The sequence below is a fragment of the Streptomyces sp. NRRL F-525 genome, from assembly GCF_000716605.1.
Classification (GTDB): domain Bacteria; phylum Actinomycetota; class Actinomycetes; order Streptomycetales; family Streptomycetaceae; genus Streptomyces.
In genome coordinates this window covers 1-25,814 of the sequence record NZ_JNXE01000032.1, presented here as the reverse complement: position 1 = coordinate 25,814, position 25,814 = coordinate 1, and the positions used below count along the sequence as shown (strand labels likewise).

Here is a 25,814-nt window from a genome sequence, read left to right as displayed (position 1 = left end):
CCCCAACGCGCCCGCAGACAAAAGACAACCGATTCAGCCCTTAACGGCGCCGGTAAGCATCCCCTTCTTGAAATGCCGCTGCACAAACGGCGAAAGCACAGCCACCGGCAACAACGCCATCACCATGACCGCCATCTGCACAGCAAGCCCGGACAACTCCCCCGTCTTGATCGCCTGACCAAGCCCCACGGGAGCCTCCTGCTTCTGCACCAGCTGAATCATGACGTTCTGCAACGGCATCATGTCCTGGTCGTTCAAATACAGCGATGCATTGAACCAGGCACTCCAATACCCCACGGCATAAAAGAGCGTGATGACAGCCAACACAGCCCGGGACAACGGCATGACAATGATCCACAGAATCCGGAAGTCACCGGCACCATCGATCCGCGCACTGTCGATGAGTTCCTGCGAGATCCCCATGAAGAACCCACGCAACACAAGGATGTTGAAGACGCTGAGCGCACTGGGCAGGATCAACGCGAGGTAACTGTCGGTCAGGCCAAGCGACTGGACGAGCAAATACGTCGGAATAAGCCCCGCGCTGAAGAACATCGTCGCCAGCATCATCATCAGGATCCACCGATGCCCGAGCGACCCGATACGAGAGAGGCCGTACGCACAAAGAACAGACACCGCCATGGAGAACAGCGTGCCGACGACGGTGATGAGGACACTGATGATCGCCGCCCTGGTGACCTGACCCCCGCTGAGAAGTTCCTTGTACGCGACGAACGTGATCCCCTTCGGAACCATGACGAGCCCACCGGCCTGGTCGATGGTCTTGCGGGAGGAAAGGCTGGTGACGAGGACGATCCACAGCGGAAAGAGGATGGCGAGACAGGCGATCGTGAGGACGAGCCCCTTGCCGGCGAGCCCGACCTTGCCGGGTTCCTCCTCCCAGGTGGGCCGAGGCGGCGCAGCCCACCTGCTCGGCTGTCGCACAGGTTGGTCGATGACGGCGGTCACTTCTTGTACACCCCCTGCTCACCCATGAGGTGGGCCACTTTGTTCGCGGCGAGAACCAGCCCGAGACTGATCACGCCCTTGACGAGTCCCGCGGCGGCCGCGTAGCCGAAGTCCTGGTTGCGGACGCCGTTCCACCAGACGAAGGTGTCGAGGACCTCCGCCGCTCCCGGCCCCACGGCGTCGCGTTGGAGCAGGATCTGCTCGAAGCCGACGGTCAGCGCGTCACCGACCCGGAGCACCAACAGCAGTGCGATCACGGGTCGGAGCGCGGGCAGCGTGACGTGCCACATCCGGCGCCACCGCCCCGCGCCGTCCATCGCCGCGGCCTCGTACAGATCGGGGCTGACGGAGGACAGCGCGGCGAGGAAGACGATGATCCCCCAGCCCGCGTCCTTCCACACGCTCTGCGCGGTGATCAGGAACTTGAACGTGTTGGGGTCGGTCATCACGTCGAGGCCGTCGAAGCCGTGTTGACGGAGCAGTTGCGAGAACAGGCCCGCCCCGCCCAGGAGTTGCTGGAAGACGGCGATCACCAGCACCCAGGAGAAGAAGTGCGGGAGGTAGAGGATCGCCTGGGAGAGCGCCCGGACCCGGGGCCTGACCACGCTGTTGATGAGCAGCGCGAGGAGGATCGGGATCGGGAAGAACAGGATGAGCTGGAGGAAGAACAGGACGAGCGTGTTCTGTACGGCACTCCAGAACGCGGAGTCCGCGAAGATCTGCTGGAAGTTCTCCAGGCCGACCCAGGGGCTGTGCAGCATCGAGACGATGCCGTTGTCGCTGACGTAGGGGTCGTAGTCCTCGAAGGCGACGATGTTGCCGAGGATCGGCAGGTAGTTGAAGACCAGGATGAGCAGGACGGCCGGCAGGGTCATCAGGAGCAGGACGCGGTCGCGTCTGAACCTGAGCCGCCAACTCACCTTCGCCTTGGGGCTGTTGCGTCGGGGGCCGGTGCTGGTGCCGGACGCCTTCGGGGTCTTGCCCGTCGTGTCGGCCTCGGTCCTGCTCCGAGGCACCGTGCTGTGGGACACGGCCGTTCTCCTTGCCTCGGTACCCGGTCAGCTCGCCGCCGTGCCGTTGTCGTCGAGCAACTTCTGGTACCAGGCGCGGAGTTGGTCGCCGCCCTTGCTCTTCCAGTCGGAGACGGCCTGCTGCATGTCGCTGATCTTCTTGCGGCCGCGGGTGATGTCGTCCTCCAACTGCTCGAAGTCGTTGAGGAGGTTGGTGTAGCGGCTCGGCTCGGTGATCTGCTGGCCGTAGAAGCTCGACTTCTTTGTGAAGGCGCCCATCCGCTGCTGCCACTCGACCTGCGCCTTGGCGACCTCGGGGAAGTCGGGGTGCGCGATGGTGGCGGCGGGGCTGGCGACCATCACGTAGGCGTTGATGACCTCGTTGTTGCCCTGGTCGGTCTTGGTGGGAACACCGTTCTTGACGGAGTAATGGGTGCCCTCCACGCCGTAGTTGGTGAGCATGTACTCCTTGGTGCCGTACGGCGCGGCGGTGACGTTGGCGACGGCGAGCACGTCATGGATCACGGACTCGGAGGCCTTCTTGCTGATGAAGGCGAAGATGTTGGCCGGTTCGCCGGCCCAGAGGGTCGGGTCGCCGCCGTCGTGGCCGAAGAGGTCCATGCCCCAGATCTTGTAGGACGGGTTCTGGGTGGCCTGTTCGGCGGTGCGGCTCCACCACTGCGAGATGTCCTGGGGGTAGATGAGGAACTCGCCCGCCGCGAACTTGGGGCCCGGGTCGGTGGCCGCGCTCTTGCCCAGCTTGGCGTCGGGGTGCACGTATCCGGCGGCGAACAGCTTGCGGGTCCACTCCAGCGCTTCGAGGTACTCCGGGGTCTCGACGCGGTTGACCAGCTTGCCGTCGACGAGGTTCCAGCCGAGCGACTTCTCGCTGCCGGAGAGCACGCCCCACATGTTGAAGGCGGTCCACTTCATGTCCAGGCAGGCCCAGCGCTTGGCCTTGGCGTTGGTGATCTCCTTGGCCAGGGCCATGAACTCGTCGGCGGAGGTGGGGACTTCGTACCCCTCCTTGTCGAAGATGTCCTTGCGGTAGAGCGGCACGATGTTGGGGACGTACGAGGACGGCATCGGCAGTCCGCGCAGCTTGCCGCCGAAGATGCAGCGCTGCCAGGCGTCGGACGGGATCGCCGCGAGGTTCGGGTAGTCCTTGACCTTGTCGCCGGCGAGGTAGGGGCCGAGGTCGGCGAACTTGCCGATGATGGCGCTGGGTATCTTGCCGCCCATGTTCCAGCCGGGGACGACCACGACGTCCGGGATGTCGCTGGAGGCGAGCACCGCGCCGAGCTTCTGGTCGTAGGTGTTGCCGTCCTGGTTCTGCCAGGCCACGTCGACGCCGATGAGGCTGTTCATCGCCTTGTAGTAGGCGTTGTCGCTCTTCGGCGGGGAGCCCCAGAACGGCGCCATGATGGTGACCTTGCCGCCCTTGCCGAGCTTCTTCGGCACCGAGGTCTTCAGCGTGGCGAGGTCCAGCTTGCTGGAGAAGCCGATCGCCGAGCCGTTCTTGGAGGGGAGGTCCGGGGTCACCACGTTGCTGGCCACGAACGCCGGCAGCAGCTTCTTGACGCCCTTGCCCTCCGAACTGCCCCCGCCCGACCCGCTGTCCGAGGCCCCGCAGGCGGAGAGCAGCGGTACCCCTCCCGCCACCGCTGCGGCGACGACCGCCGTGGAGGCGAGGAAGCTTCTCCGGCTGGGAGCGGAGGCGGCGGAGGCGTTCGGCGTCATTGCGTCAACCCTTCATGGCGCACCAGGACACCCGGCGGTGGAGCCGTCGGCTGCGGTGTCTTGAGTGGAACAGAGCACTTAGTCGAAGCGCTTCGATGTTGCTGCGAGGTTAAGTGAACACCCAAGGGTGCACAAGGGTCGCTCCCAAGATTCCTCGGAGGCGCACGGCATGACCTGTCCGTATGTGCTGCTTGAAATAACGGTGAAGGTCTCTTGACACCTGACCCGCATCGAATCAGCATCGAAGCGCTTCGAAAGAGCCGCACCGCTCCATCGCAAGGGGAACCCCACGTGACCGCACAAACGCCGCCTACGCCGCCTTTCCGCGATCCGCACCTGCCGTTCGCGAAGCGCATCGACGACCTGCTGGCACGGCTCACCCCCGACGAGAAGGTCGGCTTCCTGCACCAGTACGCGCCCGCCGTGGAGCGGCTGGGCGTGGCCGCGTTCCGCACCGGCCAGGAGGCCCTGCACGGCGTCGCGTGGATGGGCCCGGCGACGGTCTTCCCGCAGGCGGTGGGCCTGGGCGCGACCTGGAACGAGGATCTCGTACGACGGGTCGGCGACGCGGTGTCCAAGGAGGTCCGCGCGATGCGCGCCCGCGACGACCGCGTCGGCCTCAACGTGTGGTCCCCGACCGTGAACCTGCTGCGCCACCCGCTGTGGGGCCGTAACGAGGAGGGCTACTCGGAGGACCCGAAGCTGACCTCCGCGATCGCCACCGCGTACACGCGCGGCCTGCGCGGCGACCACCCGACGTACTGGCGCACGGCCCCCGTCCTCAAGCACTGGCTCGCCCACAACAACGAGACGGGCCGCGACATCTCGTCCTCGTCCGTCCGCCCGCGCGTGCTGCACGAGTACGACCTGCGCGCCTTCCGCGAGACGGTCGAGGCGGGCGCGGTGGCGGGCGTGATGCCCGCGTACAACCTGGTCAACGGCCGCCCCAACCACGTCTCGCCGTATCTCCGCGAGCACCTGCGCACCTGGACCGACGAGGACCTGCTGGTCTGCTCGGACGCGGGCGCGCCCTCCAACCTGGTCGACTCCGAGCACTACTTCGACACCCACGAGGAGGCGACGGCGGCCTCGCTCCTCTCCGGCGTGGACAGCTTCACCGACCACGGCACGGACGGTTCGACGATCGTGGCCCGGGTCCAAGGCGCCCTGGACCAGGGCCTGTTGACGGAGGCCGACGTCGACGCGGCGGTCCGCCGTCAGCTCTCGGTGCGGTTCCGGCTCGGCGAGTTCGACCCGGCGCACGACCCGCACACCGGCACCGAGGACTTCGACACCCCGGCGCACCGGGCCCTCGCCCAGGAGGCCGCCGAACAGGCGGTGGTCCTCCTCAAGAACGACACCGGGCTGCTGCCCCTCGCCCACGACACCCGCCTCGCCGTCGTCGGACTGCTCGCGGACGAGTGCAAACTCGACTGGTACAGCGGCACGTTGATCCACCGCTCCACTCCGCTGGAGGGCGTGTACGAGCGATTCGGCGCCGAGCGCGTCGAGTTCGCGGAGGGCGTGGACCGCGTCCGGCTGCGCACCGCCCAAGGCGCCTACCTGCACGTCCCGTTGGTGGACGTGGCCGACGAAGTACGCGGCGCCGAGGGCGCGTTGGACCCGGCCCTCCTCGCGGGCCGCACCGACCTCCCGCCCCTCATCACGGACGACACCGGCACCGAACTCGCCCTCGTCGACTGGGGCGAGGGCGTCCTCACCCTCCGCGCGCCCGACGGCCGTTACCTCTCGGTCGCCGACGACGGCTACGTCCGCGCCTCCGCCGACCAGCCCGGAGGCTGGGTCGTCCAGGAGACATTCCGCCTGGAACCCCATGAGAACGGTCACCTCCTGCGGCACATCGGTACGGGTCGCCACGTCTCTGTCGCCGCCGACGGCGTGAAGGTTGCCGAAGAGGGCGGAGAAATCTTCGAGTTGGTGATCGCCGAGCGCGGCGAGGACGCGGTGGCCCGGGTCGCACAGGCGGCGGACGTGGTGCTCGTCGTCGCGGGCAACGACCCGCACATCAACGGCCGCGAGACCGAGGACCGTACGACACTCCAACTCCCCGCCCAGCAGCAGCGCTTGCTGCGCGCGGCCCGCGCCGCCAACCCGAACACGGTCCTGGCCCTGGTCTCCGCGTACCCGTACACGGTCGATCCGGCCGACCTCCCGGCGCTCCTGTGGACCGCCCACGGCGGCCAGGCGGCGGGCACGGCCCTGGCCCGCGTCCTCGCCGGCGACGTCTCCCCCGCCGGCCGCCTCCCCCAGACCTGGTACGCGGCCGACGCCGACCTGCCCGACCTCCTCGACTACGACGTGATCGGCGGCCGCCAGACGTACCTCTACTTCGAGGGCACGCCGTTGTTCCCGTTCGGGCACGGACTGTCGTACGCGTCCTTCGTGTACGGCCACCTGACGGCACGGGTCGAACTCGACGCGGTGCACGTGCAGTTCACGGTCACCAACACCGGCGATGTGACAGCTGACGAGGTGGCGCAGCTGTACACCAGCGCCGTGAGCCCGTCGGTCCCCCGCCCGTTCAGCGAACTGATCGCACACCGCCGCGTGACCCTCGAACCGGGCGAGGCAGCGGTGCTCTCCTTCGAAGTCCCGCTGTCCGCCTTCGAGTTCTGGGACGTGGCGCGGGGCGCCCACCGCGTCGAACCGGGCGGGTACGACCTCCTCGTCGGCGCCTCCAGCGAGGACATCCGCCTCCGTACGACGGTGACGCTCACCGGCGAGCCCGCCGCACCCCGCGCAGTCCTCCAACACGGCCTGGACGCGGCCGACTTCGACGAGCAGTCCGGCGGCGAGATCGTCGACCGCACGAAGGTGACGGGCGACGCGGTCACCCCGACACAGGGCGGCACGGCCGAACTGACCTACCGCCACTGCGACTTCGGCGCCGGCGTCACCGAGGTGACCGTCGAGGTCGCGGGCGAGGGCGTCGTAGAACTGTCCCTGGACGGCGGCCCGGCGCTCGCCCAACTCGCCCTGCCCGCACCGGCATCGGGCCCGTACGACTACACCACGCTCGGCGCCGGGATCGTCGCCGAGGGCGTGCACGATGTGCACCTGAAGCTGCGTGGGCCGTTGCGGCTCGCGCATGTCGGCTTCTCCGGCTGAGGGTCCGGAGGGGTCGACACAGAGAAGGGGCCCGGCACCGGAAGGCATCGGTGCCGGGCCCCTTCGAGGAGGCTATATGAAAATGGATCCCATTAGCTAGGGCCGCTCGGTGAGAGAACGGTCAGAGCGACCGCTCCCCTCCCGAGCCCGGTCAGAGCGCGAGGCCCGTGAGGACCAGCACCCGCTCGTAGGTGTAGTCGTCCATCGCGAACTTGACGCCCTCGCGGCCGACGCCGGACTGCTTGGCGCCCCCGTACGGCATCTGGTCGGCGCGGTAGGACGGGACGTCGCCGATCACGACACCGCCGACCTCGAGCGCGCGGTGGGCGCGGAAGGCGACCTGCACGTCGTGGGTGAACACCCCTGCCTGGAGGCCGTACTTGGAGTCGTTGGCGGCGGCGAAGGCGGCGGCCTCGCCGTCCACCTTCGTCACGGTCAGCACCGGTCCGAAGACCTCCTCGCAGGAGATCGTCGTGTCGGCCGGTACGTCGGTGAGGACTGTCGGCGCGTACGAGGCGCCGTCGCGCTTGCCGCCGGTGAGGAGGGTGGCGCCGGCTTCGACGGCCTCCTGGACCCACGACTCGACGCGCTGCGCGGCGGCCTCGCTGACCAGCGGCCCGACGTCGGTCTTGTCGTCGCTCGGGTCGCCGGTGACCTGGGCCTCGACGGCGGCGACTATGCGCGGGAGCAGCCGGTCGTAGACCGAGGCATCCGCGATGACGCGCTGCACGGAGATGCAGGACTGGCCGCCCTGGTAGTTCGAGAAGGTGGCGATGCGGGTCGCGGCCCAGTCGAGGTCGGCGTCGGAGGAGTAGTCCCCGAGGACCACGGCCGCGCCGTTGCCGCCCAGCTCCAGGGTGCAGTGCTTGCGCGGCACCGAGTCCATGATCGCGTAGCCGACCTTCTCCGAACCGGTGAAGGAGATCACCGGCAGCCGCTCGTCCTGGACGAGGGCGGGCATGTGGTCGTTGGCGACCGGCAGGACGCTCCACGAACCGGCGGGCAGCTCGGTCTCGGCGAGCAGATCGCCGATGATCAGGCCGGAGAGCGGGGTGGCCGGGGCCGGCTTGAGGATGATCGGCACGCCGGCCGCGATCGCGGGGGCGATCTTGTGGGCGCAGAGGTTCAGCGGGAAGTTGAAGGGCGCGATGCCGAGGACGACGCCCTTCGGGAAACGCCGGGTGAGGGCGAGCCGGCCCTGGCCGCCGGCGTCGGTGTCGAGGCGCTGGGCCTCGCCGCCGTTGAAGCGCCGGGCCTCCTCCGCCGCGAACCGGAACACGGACACCGCACGGCCGACCTCACCGCGGGCCCACTTGATCGGCTTGCCGTTCTCGGCGGAGATCAGCTGCGCGATCTCCTCGGTGCGCTCGACGAGACGTCGGCTGACGTGGTCGAGGGCGGCGGCGCGGACGTGGGCGGGGGTGGCGGCGAACTCGTCCCGTACGGCGTACGCGGCGGCCACCGCCTCCTCGACCTGGGCGTCGGTCGGCACGCTGACCTTGCCTACGAGGCGGCCGTCCCAGGGCGAGGTGACGTCGAAGGTGTCCTCGCCGGTGGCCTGGCGGCCGGCGAGCCAGAAGGCGTGGGTGACTGCCACAGATTCGTTGGGCATTGCGTGTGCCGGCCCTTCCGCGTTGGGGGTGCTTGTACTCGGTGTTCCTTGGTCCTACTCGCTCCACCGTAGGTGCGGGGAAGCGGGGGTGCGTTTGTCCGAGCCGTAGCAGTGCCGGGCCGGGACACTCCAGTTCGGCAGATGCCGCCTACTCCGCGGCGGCCGTCGCCTTCAACGCGAGCCACAACTCCATCCGTACGTCCGGATCGTCCAGCGAGCGCCCGAGGATCTCCTCGACCCGCCGCATCCGGTACCGCAGGGTGTGCCGGTGCACCCCGAGGTCCGCGGCCGCCGCGTCCCACTGCCCGTGCCGGGAGAGCCAGGCCCGCAGCGAGGCGACGAGATCCCCGCGCCCGGTGGCGTCGTGCTCGGCGAGCGGCCGTAGCAACCCGTCCGCGAAGGCGCGCACCGCGTCGTCGGCGAGCAACGGCAGCACAGACCCGGCGGCCAGTTGCTCGTGCTCGACGAGCACCCGCCCCCGCCTCCGCGCCACGGACAACGCCTGTTCGGCCTGCTTGTACGCGGCCGCCGCGGCGATGGGCCCGGCGGGCGCGGAGAGCCCCACGACGAGTCCATGCTCCTCGCCGCCCTGTTCCTGTCCGCCGACCGCCCGCTCGCCCTCCAGCGTCGCCGCGTACTCCGCGCACGCCTCGACCGCGGCTCCGCCGTCGACGGCGAGCGCCACCAGCCGTTCCGGCCCTTCCGGTACGACGAGGACGGCCTCGCCGGAGCGTGCGGCGGCCGACTCGACGATCTCGGCGAGCCCGTCCAGGGGCTCACCGTCCGTCGACTCCCCCACGACGATCCGGAACGGCGCGTCGAGCAGCCCGCCGTACAGATCCCCGGCGACCGCCCGCGCGTGGTCCGGGTGCCCGGCGAGCAGCAGCCGCAGCACGGCCGCGCCGATCCGCTCATGGGCGGCCTGGAGCGACCGCGAGCGTTCCGTGGTGAGGGTCAGCAGCGCGATCGCGGAGTGCACGGCGTACCGTTCCGCCGTCCCGAGCGCGGACGCGGTCCCTACGGCGAGTGCGGCGCGGGGGCGGCGGCCGGTGCCGAGGGTGTGCAGTTCGACGCGGTCCTCGTTGTCAGGACCGCCGACCACCGAGGAGGCCGGTGCGGGCCGGTCCCGCAACCGCTCCACGTCCGCCGTGAGCCGGGCGGCACGGCGGCCGGCCCACTCCGGGGCGGTGGCGACGACGGCGCCGGACGCGTCGTAGAGCGCGGCCCAGCCGTCGACCTGCGCGGCGAGGGCGGAGAGGAGTCCCTCGGGGCCGTCGGTGAGGGCCTGCTTGGTGAGCTCGCGCTGGGCGGCGAAGCCGGCGGTGACGGAGCGGTACTGGTCGGCGGCGATCGCTGCGGAGACGGCCTTGCTGATCGCGATGAAGGGGGTGCGGCGGGGGACTTCGAGGAGCGGCAGCCCCTCTTCCGCCGCCGTGTCGACGAGCGCCTTCGGGATCTCGTCGTAATTGACGCCGACGGCGAACCCCAGCCCTACGACCCCCGCGCCCACCAGCCGCTTCACATACCGGCGCATGGCCTTCGCGTCCTCCGCGTCCAGCTTCAGCGCGGTGATCAGCAGCAGCTCGCCGCCCTCCATGTACGGCACCGGATCCGCCAGCTCACTGGCATGCACCCACCGCACGGGCACGTCCAGCCGGTCCTCGCCTGCGCGCACGGTGAGCTTGAGCGCGGAGTGGTGGACGAGGGAGGCGAGGGTGGGGGGCATGGTGCCTTCAGGTGGAGGAAGAACGGGCGATCATGTCGATCTTTTGGCCGCCGCGTATGAACGGCCTGTGCCGATTCTGCCTCACCGTATGGTCACCACGTACCCGTATGTCCGGTTCAGCGGCCTTGGGCTCGCAGATCCACCAGCAGCGGCGGCGCGTGCTCCCCCTTCACGCTGGTCAGGGACAGCACCGCGTGCCCGGCGGGCACCCCGTGCGCCAGTTCGGACGCGGACCAGCGCTCACGTTCTACCTGGCGGACGGTCACGGCCTCCGTGGTGACGGCCTTGCCGGTGACCAGCTTGCGGAGGGCGTGGATGGCGCGGGTCATGGGCTGGTCGGCGAAGACGGTGTGCTTGGCGACGTCCTTGGTCTCCACCCACTCGGTGCCCCAGGCGTGGGCGAAGCGGCTGCCGTCCCAGGTGGTGACGCCGGCCAGCGCCATACGGCAGCCGACGGCGCCGTACAGCGGGCCGTGCAGGGCCTCGGGCACGTCGCCGACGGTGCGCAGGGCGAGGACGACACCCGCGTCCTCGGAGCGCAGCCGCTGGATCCGGCGCAGCGACTCGGTGTTCACCGTGCCGGTGGCGTCGTCGAGGACGAGGCAGGCGAAGTGCCCGCGCTCACGGCCCCGGACCACCGCGGCGAATTGCGCGAGGACCAGCCGGGTGAGCAGCCGGGCCGCCTCGTCGTGCCCGTGCTCGGGCAGGTCGATCCGGACGCGCAGAGGGTGATGGGCGACGGCCCGCAGCGAAAACGGCCGTACGGTCCCGCCCCCCGCGCCGAAGAACTCGGCGAACACCGGGCGGTCGAGCAGCGCGAGCCGGTCGGCGAGGGCCTGGCCTGGGTCGTTGCCACCGCCGGCATGGCGCATGCGGGAGTCGAGTTCGCGGCGCATCACGGCGTGCCGGTCGTCGGTGAGTGCGGCACTCAGTTCCGCCAGGGCCCTCGGCTCGCTCTCGAGGAGTTCGCGCAGCACGGGCAGTGCGGGGAACCTGCCGTACGCGGCCCGGTAGGGGCCGAGGAGCTGAGCCAGGACGGTGGCGGAACGCTGGGTGTCCACGGAGTCGAGGTCGCCGACGAGCGCCTCCGCGAGCAGGGCGGCGGCCTCGTCGGGGTCGTGGGACTCGGCGTACGGGTCGAGGTCGTGGACGGACGCCGGGTCGCCGACGCGGACGATCACGTCGAACGCTTCGTCCGGGCCGAGCGGCGCACCGGTGGCGCACACCACGACGACGGCGCACCGGCCGGTGAGGGCCTGGAGGGTGAGGTTCTCGACCACCGGCCGGACCACGTGCCGCGTCTTGCCCGAGCCCGAGGGCCCTACGACTAGCAGCGAGGTCCCCAGCGTGTCCGGGCCGAGCGCGCTGCCGACGCCGCGATAGGCGAGCGGGATGCGCTCACCCGGCGCCCAGGTGCCGATCCGCACCTGGCCGTCGAGCAGGTCGTGCCGCGCGGTGCGGCTCGGCAGGTCGCGGGAGCCGGAGGGGTGGATCCAGGCGCCGCCCCCGGAGCGCAGCACGGTCTGGGTGAAGGACGTGAGGTCGCCGGTCCGCCGGGCCCGCTTCCAGGCGTGCTCGACGCGCGCGCAGTCCACGTCGTTCATCCGCCCCGCCCGCACCTCGGCGGTGAGGACGTCCGCGGCCTCGAACTGTCCCGCCTCCCGCAGCTCGGCCCAGTGCGACCGTGACCCGGCGCCCGGTGCCTGCCCGGGGACGACCGCCGTAGCCGCGGTGTCGCCCGCGCCGGACCGCTCCCGGAGCAGTGACAGCCAGCCGCCGATGCGGGCGAACGGCCAGACGACCAGCAGACCGATGACCAGGTAGAGCAGGTTGCCCACCAGCGGCGTGGAGATGAAGTCGTAGCCGCCCGGGAAGAGGTTGACGAGGTGGTACACCGGACCGGCGACCGGAAGCGCGCTCCAGCCGACACCGGGGAAGATCTTCGGGACCACCACCAGGTTCACGGCGATCACGGCGCCCAGCAGGGCGAGCAGCGCCCTGGCCGGCTGCGGGCGGCGGGTGACGAGGTGCCGGATGATCTCCGGCCAGCTCCCCAGGCGCCCCATGCCGTAGACCAGGATGCCGAAGAAGACGCCGTCGGCGACCGTCACGGCGTCGAGGCCCTTGCCCTTGGGTGTCGTGGTGCCGGCCCACCACCAGTCGCCCGGGGTGAGCACCCTCAGCAGTGCCCATTGGTAGGGGATGCTGCCGTGCTTCCACAGCGACCACAGCACCATGCCCACGACGAGGGGGACGACGACGCCGACGATGGTGATCGGTGACAGCCGCTCCGTGCTCCGCTCCGGCTTGGGCACGCGGTATCCGAAGCGCCAGATGCCGGGTCCGGCGGCGGGCCGGGGTTCGTCGAGCCAGTCGGCCACGGTGGGGCCGGCCGCGCTCGGCGCGTGCGCCGGCCTCGGCGGTACGGCGTGCTGTCCCGGCGGGTCCGCCGGTCCCGCCGGACGCGGCACAGGATTCGCCTGTGTGTGTCGCGCGTCCCGCGTCCCGTCGCTGTCCATCGCCCTCGCCCCTTGACCAGCCGTTCCGTACACCGTCAGCGAGTCAATCTAACGCGCCCACAAGGGGAGTTCACCGCTTACGGGGCCGGGTCCACACCGATCCTCGTGATCCCGGCACTGTCCACCACGGACAACCCCCACCCCCGACACCGCCCACATGGAGCATGCCCACCCCCGGCCACCCGCCCTAGCCTGCGAGAAAGGAAGAAAGAAGAAAAGCGTCCGCACCACCCCAGGAGCCCCTCATGACCGCTGTTCCGCAGGAGCGCCGCGTTCTCACCGCCATCCCCGGCCCGAAGTCGCAGGAGCTGCAGGCCCGCCGTACCGCCGCGGTCGCGGCCGGTGTGGGCTCCGTGCTGCCCGTGTTCACCGCGCGCGCCGGCGGCGGGATCATCGAGGACGTCGACGGGAACCGGCTCATCGACTTCGGTTCCGGTATCGCCGTGACATCCGTCGGCGCCTCCGCCGAGGCCGTCGTACGCCGGGCGAGCGCGCAGCTCGCCGACTTCACCCACACCTGTTTCATGGTCACGCCCTACGAGGGCTACGTCGAGGTCGCCGAGGCCCTCGCCGAGCTGACCCCGGGTGACCACGCCAAGAAGTCCGCGCTGTTCAACTCCGGCGCCGAGGCCGTCGAGAACGCCGTGAAGATCGCGCGGGCCTACACCAAGCGGCAGGCCGTCGTCGTCTTCGACCACGGGTACCACGGCCGGACCAACCTCACGATGGCGTTGACCTCGAAGAACATGCCGTACAAGAACGGCTTCGGGCCGTTCGCGCCCGAGGTCTACCGCGTCCCGGTCGCCTACGGCTACCGCTGGCCGACGGGTCCGGACAACGCCGGTGCCGAGGCCTCCGCGCAGGCCATCGACATGATCAACAAGCAGATCGGCGCCGACAACGTCGCCGCGATCATCATCGAGCCGGTCCTCGGCGAGGGCGGTTTCATCGAGCCGGCCAAGGGTTTCCTGCCCGCGCTGAGTGAATTCGCCAAGGCCAACGGCATCGTCTTCGTCGCCGACGAGATCCAGTCCGGGTTCTGCCGTACGGGTCAGTGGTTCGCGTGTGAGGACGAGGGTGTCGTCCCGGATCTGATCACGACCGCGAAGGGCATCGCGGGCGGGCTGCCGCTCGCCGCCGTCACCGGGCGCGCCGAGATCATGGACGCCGCGCACGCCGGTGGGCTGGGCGGTACCTACGGCGGCAACCCCGTCGCCTGCGCCGGTGCGCTCGGCGCCATCGAGACCATGAAGGAGCTTGACCTCAACGCCAAGGCCAAGAACATCGAGTCGGTCATGAAGGTCCGGCTCGGGGCCATGGCGGAGAAGTTCGACATCATCGGCGACGTGCGCGGACGCGGTGCGATGATCGCCATCGAGCTCGTCAAGGACCGTACGACCAAGGAGCCGAACCCGGAGGCGACCGCCGCGCTCGCCAAGGCGTGCCACCAGGAGGGGCTGCTGGTCCTGACCTGTGGCACCTACGGCAACGTGCTGCGCTTCCTGCCCCCGCTGGTCATCGGGGAGGACCTGCTGACCGAGGGGCTCGACATCATCGAGCAGGCGTTCGCACGTATCTGAGCCACCCCCGGCCGCGTCCGATCCACCCCCGCCCGTACCTCCCGGCCACACGCAACTCCCAGCTCCCGCACAGGAGTTGAGCCTCACGCGCCCCAACCGCCCCACCCGTTTCATCCACAGCGATTCCACGGGCGGGGCGGCGGGCGTCAGGCCGTGTGAAGAAGGTGTGCGGGGTGCATGACGGGACGCGATTCCGCCTGTCGTACCCGCAGCCACTGCCGTAGGTTCTACCCAGATGAGAGATACACCCCGCCCACAGGGGACTGTGGGCGACTTCAGGCCGGGGCCTCCCCAGCTTCGACCTGGTCGTGCCCTCGCGCACACAACAGGAGCCTCTGGCTCCGAATCTCCTCACCGATCGGACAGTCGCCCGCCCCAAACCCCCCGGGGCGGCCGACCCGCCGATCCGGACGGCCGGCCTGGAACTACCCCCCCTGTTCCAGGTCGGCCGACCTCCTTTCTCTGGCTGCTTCTCGCCCTTCCCGCGCTCCTCTTCGCGGTGATCACCTGGCAGGTCGCGGCCGACGGCCCCCTCCTCCGCCTGGACACCCGCCTCAGCCGCGCCCTCGTCCACCCGGACCGCGCCTCCGAACTCCTCGCCGACCTCGGCAACATCCAGGTCGCGGTCCCCGTCCTCGTCGTCGCCCTCGTCTACGTCGGCTGGCGCGGCCGTGCCAGTGGTACGGACCGCTGGTGGCTGCCGCCCCTCGCGGCGGCCGTGCTGATGGCCCTGGTCCCGGCGATCGTCGTCCCCCTCAAGGAACTGATCGCCCGCGGCGGCACCCCGGCGGTCCCGCCCGGCACCGGCTACTACCCCTCGGGCCACACGGCCACCGCGATGATCGCGTACGGCGCCTCGACGCTGCTCCTCCTCCCCTGGCTCCGGACGACGTACGCGCGCCGTGAACTGGTCATCGCCTGCGCCCTGTTGGTCGCGGCCGTCAGCTTCGGGCTGGTCCGCCGGGGTTACCACTGGCCATTGGACGTGGTGGCCAGTTGGTGCCTCGGTACGGTGCTGCTCACTTCGCTACGGCTGTTCCTCAGCCGAAGTAGCCGTCGAACGTCTTCTGGAACTCCCAGTTCGAGTAGCGGTCCCAGTTGATCGACCAGGTCATCAGGCCGCGCAGGGTCGGCCAGGTGCCGTGGGTCGCGTACGAGCCGCAACTCACCTTCTTCGTCAGGCAGTCCAGGGTCTTGGTGACCTCGGCCGGGGCGACATAGCCGTTGCCCGCGTTGACCGACGCTGGCATGCCGATGGCGATCTGGTCGGGGCGCAGGGCCGGGAACATGTTGGTCGTGTCGCCCGCGACCGGGAAGCCCGTGAGCAGCATGTCCGTCATCGCGATGTGGAAATCGGCGCCGCCCATGGTGTGGTACTGGTTGTCGAGGCCCATGATCGGGCCCGAGTTGTAGTCCTGGACGTGCAACAGGGTGAGGTCGTCGCGCAGGGCGTAGATGACGGGGAGATACGCCCCGCACCTCGGGTCCTGACCGCCGAACTTGCCGGTGCCGTAGAACTGGTAGCCCATCTGCACGAAGAACGTCTCCGGCGCCATGCTCAGCACGAACTTCGCGCCGTACTTGGCCTTCAGGGTCTTCAGGGCCGCGATGAGGTTGACCACCACGGGAGTTGTGGGGCTCTTGAAGTTCGTGTCGCTCGCGTCCAGCGACAGTGAGTGGCCCTCGAAGTCGATGTCCAGGCCGTCGAGTCCGTAGGTGTCGATGATGTTCGAGACGGACGAGACGAAGGTGTCCCTGGCCGCCGTCGTGGTCAGCTGGACCTGGCCGTTGGCGCCGCCTATGGAGATCAACACCTTTTTCCCCGCCGCCTGTTTGGCCTTGATCGCGGCCTTGAAGTCGGCGTCGCTCTCGACGTTCGCGCACTCGCTGACCGGGCAGCGGTTGAAGCGGATGTCGCCCGAGGTCGCGGAGGTGGGTTCGCCGAAGGCCAGGTCGATGACGTCCCAGCTGTCGGGTACGTCGGCCAGGCGCGTGTAGCCGGAGCCGTTGGCGAAGCTGGCGTGGAGGTAGCCGACCAGGGCGTGGGTGGGCAGGCCGGAGGTCGGGCCCGAGCCGGTGGACGTCGTCGCGGTGACCGCCGTCGACTTCGCGGACTCGCCCGCGTCGTTCACCGCGGTGACCTGGAAGCTGTAAGCCGTCGCGGCCGACAGCCCGCTCACGGTGGCCGAAGTGCCGCTCGCCGTCTGGACCTTGACCCCGTCCCGGTAGATCGCGTAACTCGTCGCGCCGGTGACGGCGGACCAGGAGAGGGCGACGGAGGAGGACGTCACGGTGCCTGCGGTCAGGCCCGTCGGGGTGGCGGGCGGCTGTCCTACGGTGCCTGCCGGGCCGATGAGGGAGATGTCGTCGGCGTAGTAGGCGCCGGTGGCGTACCAGCCGTGGGTGTAGATCGTGACCTTGGTGGTGGACGGGCCGGTGCGGAAGCTGGTCGTCAACTGCTGCCAGTCGGGGGCCGATTGGGTCCAGGTGGAGACGTCGGTGGTGCCGGTGCCGCTCGCGCCGAGGTAGACGTAGCTGCCGCGGACGTAACCGGCGAGCGAGTACTGGGAGTTGGGCTGCACGGTCACCGTCTGCGCGCACTGGGCGTAGTCGTTGCCGGCCGGGGTCGCCTGCAACGCCGAACTGCCGCCGTGCACGGGCGACTTGACCGCCGTACCGCTGTTCGCGGTACAGGACCAACTGTCGAGGCCTGCTTCAAAGCCTCCGTTCTTCGCCAGGTCCGCGTCGGCCGCACGGGCGGCCGACGAGAGCGCGGTGAATCCGGACACGGCCAAGGCCGCGACCGTGAGCATGGTCAGGACGGGTCTGGTGCGGTCCACAAGTGCCTCCGGGCATGGGGGAATTGGAGGGGTGGAGCGCGCCCAATTTGGTCCAGACCAATTAGCTTGTCAAGACCTCGATCAGTTACCCGTCCTCCCGTCCTCCCCTTCCGTGGCCAGGCCCGCCGCCGCCTCGTGCATGGCGAGTTCGAGGAGTGCGGGGTCGGTGAGGGTGCCGGAGCCGTCCGGCGGTACCAGCCAGCGGACTCCGCCGGTCGACCGGCCGGGGTACGGCACGACGATCCAGGTGCCGAGTCCCGCCGTACGGATCCCCGTGCCCAGCCAGCGGCTCGCGGTGCCGGGCGGTACGAGGAAGCCCATCCGTGCGTCGCCGAAGTCGACGAGTACCGGGCCCAGTTGATCGATGACCCTGGTGAGCACATCGAGCGTGGGATAGCCGAGCTCACCCGGCAGGATGAGTACGTCCCAGGCCTTGCCGGCGGGCAGCAGCGCGACCCCGAGGGGGTTGCGCTCCCATTCCCAGCGGCAGGCCTCCGGATCCGGAGCTACGGATGCCAGCCACTCGACGGCCGTCTTCGCCCCAGTCATGAGGAGACCTCCCTTTCTCATGTCGACGCTGGTCGCGTCACAGGAGAGAGGGAGGTCTCCGCCAGGCATTACGCGGGTTCCGGCACCACGAAGGAGTGAACCGGATCACATCTCAGAAGGGGCGGCGATCAGCTGTCGAAGCCGAGGCCCAGCTTGTCCATCGTCTTCAGCCAGAGGTTGCGCCGGCCGCCGTGTGAATCGGCGTGCGCCAGCGACCACTTGGTGAGCGCGATACCGGTCCACGCGAAGGGCTCGGGCGGGAAGGGCAGCGGCTTCTTGCGGACCATCTCCAGTTCGGTGCGCTCGGTCCGCTCCCCCGCGAGCAGGTCCAGCATCACGTCCGCGCCGAAGCGGGTCGCGCCCACGCCGAGCCCGGTGAAGCCCGCCGCGTACGCGACCTTGCCCTGGTGGGCGGTGCCGAAGAAGGCCGAGAAGCGCGAGCAGGTGTCGATCGCGCCGCCCCACGCGTGCGAGAAGTTGAGCCCCTCCAGCTGCGGGAAGCAGGTGAAGAAGTGCTCGGCCAGCTTGGCGTACGTCTCCGGCCGGTCGTCGTACTCGGCGCGCACCCGGCCGCCGTAGGGATAGATCGCGTCGTAACCGCCCCACAGGATGCGGTTGTCGGCCGACAGCCGGAAGTAGTGGAACTGGTTCGCCGAGTCGCCGAGGCCCTGGCGGTTCTTCCAGCCGATCGACGCCAGCTGGTCGGCGGAGAGCGGCTCGGTCATCAGGGCGTAGTCGTAGACCGGGACGGTGTACGAGCGGACGCGCTTGACCAGGTTCGGGAAGATGTTGGTGCCGAGCGCTACCCGGCGGGCGCGGACCGAGCCGTACGGGGTGCGTACGGCCATGCCGGCGCCGAACGGCTTGAGGGCGAGGGCGGGGGTGTGTTCGTAGACGCGGACGCCGAGTTGGAGGCAGGCGCGCTTCAACCCCCAGGCCAGCTTTGCCGGGTTGAGCATCGCGACGCCTCTACGGTCGTAGAGGCCGGCCAGGAAGGTCGGGGAGGCGACCTGTTCGCGGAGCGCCTCGGCGTCGAGGAACTCGGTGCCGTCGGCGAGGCCCTGGCTCTCCAACTCGCCGTACCAGTCGTGGAGTTCCTCGGCCTGGTGCGGTTCGGTGGCGACGTCGATCTCGCCGGTGCGCTCGAACTCGCAGTCCAGGGAGTAGCGGGCGACCGCGCTCTCGATCGCGTCGAGGTTGCGGGCGCCCAGCTCCTCCAGCTGGTGGATCTCGTCGGGCCAGCGGGTGAGGCCGTTGGAGAGTCCGTGGGTGAGCGAGGCGGCGCAGAAACCGCCGTTGCGGCCCGAGGCGGCCCAGCCCACCTCGCGGCCTTCCAGCAGGACGACATCCCGCTGCGGGTCGCGCTCTTTCGCGATGAGCGCGGTCCACAGTCCGCTGTAACCGCCGCCGACGACCAGCAGATCGCAGGTCTCGCCGCCGGTGAGCGCGGGTTCGGGGTGGGGCTTGCCGGGGTCGTCCAGCCAGAACGGCACCGGCCGTGCTTCGGAAAGGGACTTGGTCCAATTGTTGCTGCGGCTCATGGCGCTCGGGGCCATGATTTCAACTCCCTACAGGGTTCACAGGGTTGGCGCTATTGCTGCGGTTATGCCTTCACCTTGTTGCGACGGTTGGTGATCGCCATGGAGACGAGCACCAACAATACGGCGACGAGGAACATGGTCGTACCGATGACATTGATCTGAACGGGTGTGCCGCGCTGTGCCGAACCCCAGACGAACATGGGGAAGGTGACGGTCGAACCCGCGTTGAAATTGGTGATGATGAAATCGTCGAAGGAGAGCGCGAAGGAGAGCAGCGCGCCCGCCGCGATTCCGGGGGCCGCGATCGGCAGGGTGACGCGCAGGAACGTCTGCACCGGGCCGGCGTAGAGGTCCTGGGCGGCCTGCTCCAGGCGCGGGTCCATCGACATCACGCGGGCCTTGACGGCGGTGACGACGAAGCTGAGGCAGAACATGATGTGGGCGATCAGGATGGTGTAGAAGCCCAGTTGGGCGCCCATGTTGAGGAACAGGGTGAGCAGCGAGGCCGCCATGACGACCTCGGGCATCGCCATCGGCAGGAAGATCAGCGAGTTGATCGCGCCGCGGGCGCGGAAGCGGTAGCGGACCAGCGCGAAGGCGATCATCGTGCCGAGGAGCGTGGCGCCGATGGTCGCCCAGACGGCGATCTGGAGGCTGATGGAGAGCGAGCCGCACATGTCGGCGACACCGCACGGCTTCTCCCAGGCGTCCAGCGAGAACTGCTGCCACTCGTAATTGAAGCGCCCCTTCGGCTTGTTGAAGGAGAACACCGTGACGATGACGTTCGGAAGGAGGAGATATCCGAGGGTCAACAGGCCCGCGATGACGACGAAATGACGCTTGAACCAGCGTACGACGGCCATTTAAACCAGATCCTCCGTCCCGGACTTGCGAATGTAGATGGTCACCATGGCGAGAATGGCGGCCATGAGGATGAAGGAGAGAGCGGCCGCTGTCGGGTAATCCAGAATGCGCAGGAACTGCGTCTGGATGACGTTTCCGATCATGCGGGTGTCCGTGGAGCCGAGGAGTTCGGCGTTGACGTAGTCACCGGCCGCCGGGATGAAGGTCAGCAGGGTGCCGGAGACGACGCCGGGCATCGACAGCGGGAAGGTGACCTTGCGGAAGGTGGTGAAGGGCTTGGCGTACAGATCGCCGGCCGCCTCGTGCAGCCGTCCGTCGATGCGCTCCAGCGAGGTGTAGAGCGGAAGCACCATGAACGGCAGGAAGTTGTACGTCAGTCCGCAGACGACCGCGAGTGGGGTGGCCAGGACGCGGTCCCCCGACGTCCAGCCGAGCCAGTTGGTGACGTCCAGGACGTGCAGCGTGTTGAGGACGCTCACGACCGGGCCGCTGTCCGCGAGGATCGTCTTCCAGGCGAGCGTGCGGATCAGGAAGCTGGTGAAGAACGGCGCGATCACCAGGATCATGATCAGGTTCCGCCAGCGTCCCGCGCGGAACGCGATGAGGTACGCCAGCGGGTACCCGAGCAGCAGACAGAGGATGGTCGCGGCGGCGGCGTAGAAGACCGAGCGCAGGAACTGCGGCCAGTACTCGGACAGCGCGTCCCAGTAGGTGGCGAAGTGCCAGGTGACCTTGTAGCCGTCCTCCAGGGAGCCCGTCTGGATCGACGTGGAGCCCTGGTAGATCATCGGCAGCGCGAAGAAGACGATCAGCCAGAGAATGCCGGGCAGCAGCAGCCAGTACGGCGTCCAGCGGCCCCTCTTCTTGCGCGGCGGCTTCTCCTCCGGCGCGGGCGCCAGGGGCGGCGCCTCGGTGACAGCGGCCATCAGGCGGCCTCCTCCTCGATGTCGACGCCCGCGTCGATGTCCTGGGCGGCGTCGAGGCCGAAGGTGTGGGCCGGGTTCCAGTGCAGGACGACGTCGGCGCCGGGCCGCAGCCGGAGGTCGCGGTCGATGTTCTGGGCGTAGACCTCGAACTCGGGGCAGACCGGGCTGTCGATGACGTACTGGGTGGAGACGCCGATGAAGCTGGAGTCGGCGATCTTGCCGGTGATGCGGTTGCGGCCGGCCGGGATCTCGCCCGCGTCGTCGGCGTGCGTGAGGGTGATCTTCTCCGGGCGTACGCCGACCAGGACCTTGCCGCCGGTCGTCGTGGGCGCCGAACATCGCGCCTCGGGCAGGACGAGCTTGCCGCCGCCCGCCTTGAGGATGATCTCGTCGCCGCTCTTGGAGTCGACCTCGGCCTCGATGAGGTTGGAGGTGCCGAGGAAGTTGGCGACGAAGGTGGTGTTCGGGTTCTCGTAGAGGTCGCTGGGCGAGCCGAGTTGCTCGACGCGGCCCGCGTTCATCACGGCGACCGTGTCGGCCATGGTCATGGCCTCCTCCTGGTCGTGCGTGACGTGGATGAACGTGATGCCGACCTCGGTCTGGATGCGCTTGAGCTCCAGCTGCATCTGGCGGCGCAGCTTGAGGTCGAGGGCGCCGAGGGGCTCGTCGAGGAGGAGCACCTTGGGGTGGTTGATCAGGGCGCGCGCGACGGCGACGCGCTGCTGCTGGCCACCCGACAGCTGGTGCGGCTTCTTCCTTGCCTGCTCGCCGAGTTGGACCAGGTCGAGCATGTCGACGACCTGCTGCTTCACCGACTTGATGCCGCGCCGGCGCAGACCGAAGGCGACGTTCTCGAAGATGTCGAGGTGCGGGAAGAGGGCGTACGACTGGAAGACGGTGTTCACCGGCCGCTTGTACGGCGGGAGGTCGGTGACCTCCTGGTCGCCGAGGTGGACGGTGCCGGAGGAAGGTTCCTCCAGGCCCGCGATCATGCGCAGGGTGGTGGTCTTGCCGCAGCCCGAGGCGCCGAGCAGGGCGAAGAAGGAGCCCTGGGGGACGGTCAGGTCGAGCGGCTGCACGGCGGTGAAGCCGTTGTCGTAGGTCTTGCTGATACCGGAGAGGCGGACATCGCCGCTGTTGTCCTTGGTGTTCATCGTCGTCACGCCCCTGTGAGCTTTGCGAACTTCTGCTGGTATGACGTCTCTTCCTTCGAGCTCAGGGAGCGGAAGGCGTGCGACTTGGCGGCCATGGCCTTGTCGGGGAGGATCAGCGGGTTGCTCGCCGCCGACTTGTCGATCTTGGCGAGGTAGGGCTTCACGTCCGCGACCGGGCTGACGTAGTTGACGTAGGCGGCCAGTTCGGCGGCCGGCTCGGGCTCGTAGTAGTAGTCGATGAGCCGCTCGGCGTTCGTCTTGTGGCGCGCCTTGTTGGGGATCAGCATGTTGTCGGTCGACGTCATGTAGCCGGCAGCGGGGATGACGTAGCCGACGTCCGGGTTGTCCGCCTGGAGCTGCACGATGTCGCCGCCCCAGGCGACGCACGCGGCGAAGTCGCCCTTGGTGAGGTCGGACGTGTAGTCGTTGCCGGTGAAGCGGCGGATCTGGCCCTTGTCGACGGCCTTCTGGAGGCGGGCGATGACCGCGTCGTAGTCGTCGGTGGTGAACTTCGCCGGGTCCTTGCCCATGTCGAGCATGGTCATGCCGACGCTGTCGCGCATCTCGGTGAGGAAGCCGACGCGGCCCTTGAGCTTGGGGTTGTCGAGGAGGTCGGAGATCGACTTCACCTCGACCCCGTCGAGCGCCTTCTTGTTGTAGGCGATGACCGTCGAGATGCCCTGCCACACGTACGAGTACGCCCGGCCCGGGTCCCAGTCGGGGCTGCGGAACTGGTCCGAGAGGTTGGCGTAGGCGTGCGGCAGGTTCGACGCGTCCAGTTTCTGGACGTAGCCCAGGCGGATCATGCGGGCGGCCAGCCAGTCGGTGAGGACGATCAGGTCGCGGCCGGTGGACTGGCCGGCGGCGAGCTGCGGCTGGATCTTGCCGAAGAACTCGTCGTTGTCGTTGATGTCCTCGGTGTACTTGACCTTGATGCCGGTCCGCTTGGTGAACGCGTCCAGCGTCGGACGGTGGTTGCCGCTCTCGTCCGTGTCGATGTACTCGGGCCAGTTGGAGAAGTCGATCTCCTTCTCCGTGGCCGAGTGGTCGTCGGCGGAGACGCCGCCCTGCGTCTTGCCGGCCGCGGGGATCCCGCAGCCGCTCAGGGCGCCGAGTCCGCCGACCGCGAGCGCGCCGCCCGCGGAGGCGCGCAGCACCGAACGGCGGGTCAGCGCGGACCGGCTCTTGCGGAAGCTGCGCCGCACGGCGGCCACTTCGGCCGGGGTCAGGCGGTCGGGCTCGTACTGCTTCATGCGCGTGCTGCCCTTTCGGGAGGAGACGGCCGCGGCTCGGGCGGCCGTCAGTTCTGCTATCGGTCCCCGAAGATCGTGCGGTGCCAGTCCTTGCGGGCCACCGCCGTGTTGTCGAACATGACGTGCTTGATCTGGGTGTACTCCTCGAACGAGTAGGCGGACATGTCCTTGCCGAAGCCGGACGCCTTGTAGCCGCCGTGGGGCATCTCGCTGATGATCGGGATGTGGTCGTTGATCCACACACAGCCGGCCTTGATCTCGCGGGTCGCGCGATTGGCCCGGTAGACGTCCTTGCTCCACGCGGAGGCGGCGAGGCCGTACGGGGTGTCGTTGGCGAGCGCGATGCCTTCGTCGTCGGTGTCGAAGGGGAGCACCACGAGCACCGGGCCGAAGAGCTCCGACTGCACGATCTCGCTGTCCTGGGCGGCGTCCGCGACCAGGGTGGGGCGATAGTACGCGCCGTTCTTGAGATCTCCCTGAGGAGCCTCGCCGCCGGTCACCACGCGCGCGTAGGCGCGCGCCCGGTCGACGAAACCGGCGACGCGGTCGCGCTGGACGTGCGAGATCAGTGGCCCGAGGTCGGTGCCCGGGGCGAAGGGATCGCCGACCCGGACGCTCGCCATGAGGGCGGCCGTCTTCTGGACGAACGCGTCGTAGAGGGGCCGCTGCACGTACGCGCGCGTGGCGGCCGTGCAGTCCTGCCCGGTGTTGATGAGCGAACCGGCGACGGCTCCGTTGACGGCGGCGTCGAGATCGGCGTCGTCGAAGACCACGAAGGGTGCCTTGCCGCCGAGCTCCAGGTGGAGGCGCTTGACGGTGGCGGTCGCGATTTCGGCGACGCGCTTGCCGACGGCGGTGGACCCGGTGAAGGACGTCATGGCCACGTCGGGGTGACCGACGAGGTGCTCACCGGCTTCCTTCCCGCTGCCGGTGATGATGTTGATGACACCGTCCGGGATGCCGGCCTCGGTGGCGGCCTGGGCGAACATCAGCGAGGTGAGCGGGGTCAGCTCGGCGGGCTTCAGGACGATCGTGTTGCCCGCGGCGATCGCCGGGAGGATCTTCCAGGCGGCCATCTGGAGGGGGTAGTTCCAGGGCGCGATGGAGCCGACGACACCGATGGGTTCACGGCGTACGTACGAGGTGTGGTCGCCGGAGTACTCACCGGCCGACTGCCCCTGCAGATGCCGTGCGGCACCGGCGAAGAAGGATGTGTTGTCGATCGTCCCGGGGACGTCGAACTCGCGGGTCAGCTTGAGGGGCTTGCCGCACTGGAGGGACTCGGCGCGGGCGAAGTCGTCCGCGCGCTCGGCGAGTACGGCGGCGAAGCGGTGCAGCGCGTCGGAGCGCTCGCCGGGGGTGGCGCCGGACCAGGCCGGGAACGCGGCGCGGGCGGCTGCCACGGCGGCGTCCACGTCGGCCGTCCCGGCCAGCTCGTACGTGTAGACGTCCTCGCCGGTGGCCGGGTCGACGACGGCGTGGGTGTGGCCCGAGGTGCCCTTGGTCAGGCGGCCCGCGATGAACTGCGCGCCGTCCGCGAAGTACTCCTGTGCGGGGAATCGGTCCGGGGTGACGCTGCCCGGGTTGTGCATGTCGCTCTCCTCCGCCTTCGCCCCGCTTCGTCCGCTGGCGGGTGGCGTAGCTCCAGCTCGATTTGAATGCCGATCCTGACAGAGCAAAGGGACTCCAACAAGTGATTCCGTTGTTGCCTTTTGGTTACGCGACGGAATCTGTCGACCAGGTGTCGAGTCCTCGTGGAAAAGGGGGGACGGAGTGTCAGTGGTGCCTGCAAGACTCGCGTGTATGGACGAGATCACGGGGAAGCTCGCGGCGGGGGCCGTGGAAAAGATCGATTCGCGGGAAGCGCTGATCAGGGAAGTGCGGGCAGGGGTGAGGGTCAAGTACCTGCACTTCTGGGGGCACCGGCCGCGCCCGGACGGGGGTGTGAGCGCGAGCTGTCTGAGTCAGTGGTGGCCGTCGCCGTTCACCGTGGACGGGGTGTCGTATGCGACTGCCGAGCACTGGATGATGGCGGGGAAAGCGCGGCTGTTCGGTGACGGGGATGCGCTTGCGCGGGTGTTGGGTGCGGGGCATCCGGCCGAGGCGAAGAAGGCGGGGCGGTTGGTGCGGGGGTTCGACGAGGGGGTCTGGGCTCGGGAGCGGTTCGGGATTGTCGTCGAGGGGAGTGTGCGGAAGTTCTCGGCGGATGAGGGGCTGCGGGGGTTTTTGCTGGGGACGGGTGACCGGGTGCTGGTGGAGGCTAGTCCTGTTGACCGGGTGTGGGGGATTGGGCTGGCTGCGGATGATGTGGCGGCGGGGGATCCTGAGCGGTGGCGGGGGGCTAATTTGTTGGGGTTTGCGTTGATGGTGGCGCGGGGGCGGTTGCGGGAGGGGTGACGGGG

The 25,814-nt window shown here is 69.2% G+C and carries 18 protein-coding genes; 4 read left to right on the top strand and 14 right to left on the bottom strand.

The features are described from left to right. Window positions 1-33: 33 nt before the first annotated feature. Genes OO69_RS34970 through OO69_RS34960 form a run of 3 tightly spaced genes read right to left on the bottom strand, consistent with a single transcriptional unit; the run spans window position 34 to window position 3,719 of the window. Window positions 34-969 (bottom strand): carbohydrate ABC transporter permease, encoded by a 936-nt coding sequence (locus OO69_RS34970; protein ID WP_033284923.1) that lies wholly within the window; start codon window positions 967-969, stop codon window positions 34-36. After that, the gene (locus OO69_RS34965) at window positions 966-2,000 is read right to left on the bottom strand and encodes an ABC transporter permease (protein WP_033284922.1); all 1,035 of its coding nucleotides are present in this window, start codon (window positions 1,998-2,000) and stop codon (window positions 966-968) included. Before OO69_RS34965 ends, OO69_RS34970 begins: the two co-directional genes overlap by 4 nt. A gap of 27 nt (window positions 2,001-2,027) precedes the next feature. Further along, window positions 2,028-3,719, bottom strand: coding sequence for an extracellular solute-binding protein (locus tag OO69_RS34960; protein WP_033284921.1), 1,692 nt, complete (start codon window positions 3,717-3,719; stop codon window positions 2,028-2,030). A 291-nt stretch (window positions 3,720-4,010) separates the two neighbouring features. Here OO69_RS34960 and OO69_RS34955 point away from each other — a divergent pair, with 291 nt between their 5' ends. Next, the gene (locus OO69_RS34955) at window positions 4,011-6,848 is read left to right on the top strand and encodes a glycoside hydrolase family 3 protein (RefSeq protein ID WP_033284920.1); all 2,838 of its coding nucleotides are present in this window, start codon (window positions 4,011-4,013) and stop codon (window positions 6,846-6,848) included. Between the two features lie 151 nt (window positions 6,849-6,999). Here OO69_RS34955 and OO69_RS34950 read toward each other — a convergent pair whose 3' ends face one another. The 3 genes from OO69_RS34950 to OO69_RS34940 form a co-directional block, all read right to left on the bottom strand. Continuing rightward, window positions 7,000-8,445, bottom strand: coding sequence for an aldehyde dehydrogenase family protein (locus OO69_RS34950; protein WP_106971162.1), 1,446 nt, complete (start codon window positions 8,443-8,445; stop codon window positions 7,000-7,002). Window positions 8,446-8,608: 163 nt separating this feature from the next. Then, the gene (locus OO69_RS34945; RefSeq protein ID WP_033284918.1) at window positions 8,609-10,186 is read right to left on the bottom strand and encodes a PucR family transcriptional regulator; all 1,578 of its coding nucleotides are present in this window, start codon (window positions 10,184-10,186) and stop codon (window positions 8,609-8,611) included. Between the two features lie 116 nt (window positions 10,187-10,302). Further along, a complete protein-coding gene (locus OO69_RS34940) occupies window positions 10,303-12,705 on the bottom strand; it encodes an ATP/GTP-binding protein (RefSeq protein ID WP_033284917.1) in 2,403 nt (800 codons plus the stop codon). 245 nt (window positions 12,706-12,950) lie between these two features. On the opposite strand from OO69_RS34940, the gene gabT reads away from it, so the two are divergent. Together gabT and OO69_RS34930 are read left to right on the top strand one after the other, a co-directional pair. Continuing rightward, window positions 12,951-14,285 (top strand): 4-aminobutyrate--2-oxoglutarate transaminase, encoded by a 1,335-nt coding sequence (gene gabT / locus OO69_RS34935; protein ID WP_033284916.1) that lies wholly within the window; start codon window positions 12,951-12,953, stop codon window positions 14,283-14,285. A 499-nt stretch (window positions 14,286-14,784) separates the two neighbouring features. After that, window positions 14,785-15,387 carry a phosphatase PAP2 family protein gene (locus OO69_RS34930; RefSeq protein WP_078652704.1) on the top strand — a complete coding sequence of 201 codons (603 nt, stop codon included), beginning with the start codon at window positions 14,785-14,787 and terminating at the stop codon, window positions 15,385-15,387. On the opposite strand, the gene OO69_RS34925 is transcribed toward OO69_RS34930, so the two are convergent. From OO69_RS34925 to OO69_RS34890, 8 genes are all read right to left on the bottom strand, one after another. Then, a complete protein-coding gene (locus OO69_RS34925) occupies window positions 15,326-17,098 on the bottom strand; it encodes a chitinase (protein WP_106971161.1) in 1,773 nt (590 codons plus the stop codon). The two genes, OO69_RS34930 and OO69_RS34925, sit on opposite strands and share 62 nt — an antisense overlap. Before the next feature lie 108 nt (window positions 17,099-17,206). Further along, the gene (locus tag OO69_RS34920) at window positions 17,207-17,674 is read right to left on the bottom strand and encodes a hypothetical protein (protein ID WP_033284914.1); all 468 of its coding nucleotides are present in this window, start codon (window positions 17,672-17,674) and stop codon (window positions 17,207-17,209) included. 128 nt (window positions 17,675-17,802) lie between these two features. Beyond that, the gene (locus tag OO69_RS34915) at window positions 17,803-19,230 is read right to left on the bottom strand and encodes an NAD(P)/FAD-dependent oxidoreductase (protein WP_033284913.1); all 1,428 of its coding nucleotides are present in this window, start codon (window positions 19,228-19,230) and stop codon (window positions 17,803-17,805) included. A 47-nt stretch (window positions 19,231-19,277) separates the two neighbouring features. Then, window positions 19,278-20,078, bottom strand: coding sequence for an ABC transporter permease (locus OO69_RS34910; RefSeq protein ID WP_033284912.1), 801 nt, complete (start codon window positions 20,076-20,078; stop codon window positions 19,278-19,280). Next, window positions 20,079-21,005, bottom strand: a complete 927-nt coding sequence (locus OO69_RS34905; protein WP_033284911.1) for an ABC transporter permease — start codon at window positions 21,003-21,005, stop codon at window positions 20,079-20,081. Further along, window positions 21,005-22,159 carry an ABC transporter ATP-binding protein gene (locus OO69_RS34900; protein ID WP_106971160.1) on the bottom strand — a complete coding sequence of 385 codons (1,155 nt, stop codon included), beginning with the start codon at window positions 22,157-22,159 and terminating at the stop codon, window positions 21,005-21,007. Before OO69_RS34900 ends, OO69_RS34905 begins: the two co-directional genes overlap by 1 nt. Window positions 22,160-22,164: 5 nt before the next feature. Then, window positions 22,165-23,412, bottom strand: coding sequence for an ABC transporter substrate-binding protein (locus OO69_RS34895; protein WP_033284909.1), 1,248 nt, complete (start codon window positions 23,410-23,412; stop codon window positions 22,165-22,167). 56 nt (window positions 23,413-23,468) lie between these two features. After that, on the bottom strand, window positions 23,469-25,004 hold the full coding sequence (locus OO69_RS34890; protein WP_033284908.1) for a gamma-aminobutyraldehyde dehydrogenase: 1,536 nt from the start codon (window positions 25,002-25,004) through the stop codon (window positions 23,469-23,471). Window positions 25,005-25,215: 211 nt separating this feature from the next. Between OO69_RS34890 and OO69_RS34885 the strand changes: the two genes are divergently transcribed. Beyond that, on the top strand, window positions 25,216-25,809 hold the full coding sequence (locus tag OO69_RS34885) for an NADAR family protein (protein WP_033284907.1): 594 nt from the start codon (window positions 25,216-25,218) through the stop codon (window positions 25,807-25,809). Window positions 25,810-25,814: the final 5 nt, after the last annotated feature.

Coding starts and splice junctions, on each gene's coding strand:
- OO69_RS34960 (WP_033284921.1), bottom strand. CDS start 3,719: ATGACGCCGAACGCCTCCGCCGCCTCCGCTCCCAGCCGGAGAAGCTTC.
- OO69_RS34945 (WP_033284918.1), bottom strand. CDS start 10,186: ATGCCCCCCACCCTCGCCTCCCTCGTCCACCACTCCGCGCTCAAGCTC.
- OO69_RS34940 (WP_033284917.1), bottom strand. CDS start 12,705: ATGGACAGCGACGGGACGCGGGACGCGCGACACACACAGGCGAATCCT.
- gabT (WP_033284916.1), top strand. CDS start 12,951: ATGACCGCTGTTCCGCAGGAGCGCCGCGTTCTCACCGCCATCCCCGGC.
- OO69_RS34925 (WP_106971161.1), bottom strand. CDS start 17,098: ATGCTCACGGTCGCGGCCTTGGCCGTGTCCGGATTCACCGCGCTCTCG.
- OO69_RS34920 (WP_033284914.1), bottom strand. CDS start 17,674: ATGACTGGGGCGAAGACGGCCGTCGAGTGGCTGGCATCCGTAGCTCCG.
- OO69_RS34915 (WP_033284913.1), bottom strand. CDS start 19,230: ATGGCCCCGAGCGCCATGAGCCGCAGCAACAATTGGACCAAGTCCCTT.
- OO69_RS34910 (WP_033284912.1), bottom strand. CDS start 20,078: ATGGCCGTCGTACGCTGGTTCAAGCGTCATTTCGTCGTCATCGCGGGC.
- OO69_RS34905 (WP_033284911.1), bottom strand. CDS start 21,005: ATGGCCGCTGTCACCGAGGCGCCGCCCCTGGCGCCCGCGCCGGAGGAG.
- OO69_RS34900 (WP_106971160.1), bottom strand. CDS start 22,159: ATGAACACCAAGGACAACAGCGGCGATGTCCGCCTCTCCGGTATCAGC.
- OO69_RS34895 (WP_033284909.1), bottom strand. CDS start 23,412: ATGAAGCAGTACGAGCCCGACCGCCTGACCCCGGCCGAAGTGGCCGCC.
- OO69_RS34890 (WP_033284908.1), bottom strand. CDS start 25,004: ATGCACAACCCGGGCAGCGTCACCCCGGACCGATTCCCCGCACAGGAG.
- OO69_RS34885 (WP_033284907.1), top strand. CDS start 25,216: ATGGACGAGATCACGGGGAAGCTCGCGGCGGGGGCCGTGGAAAAGATC.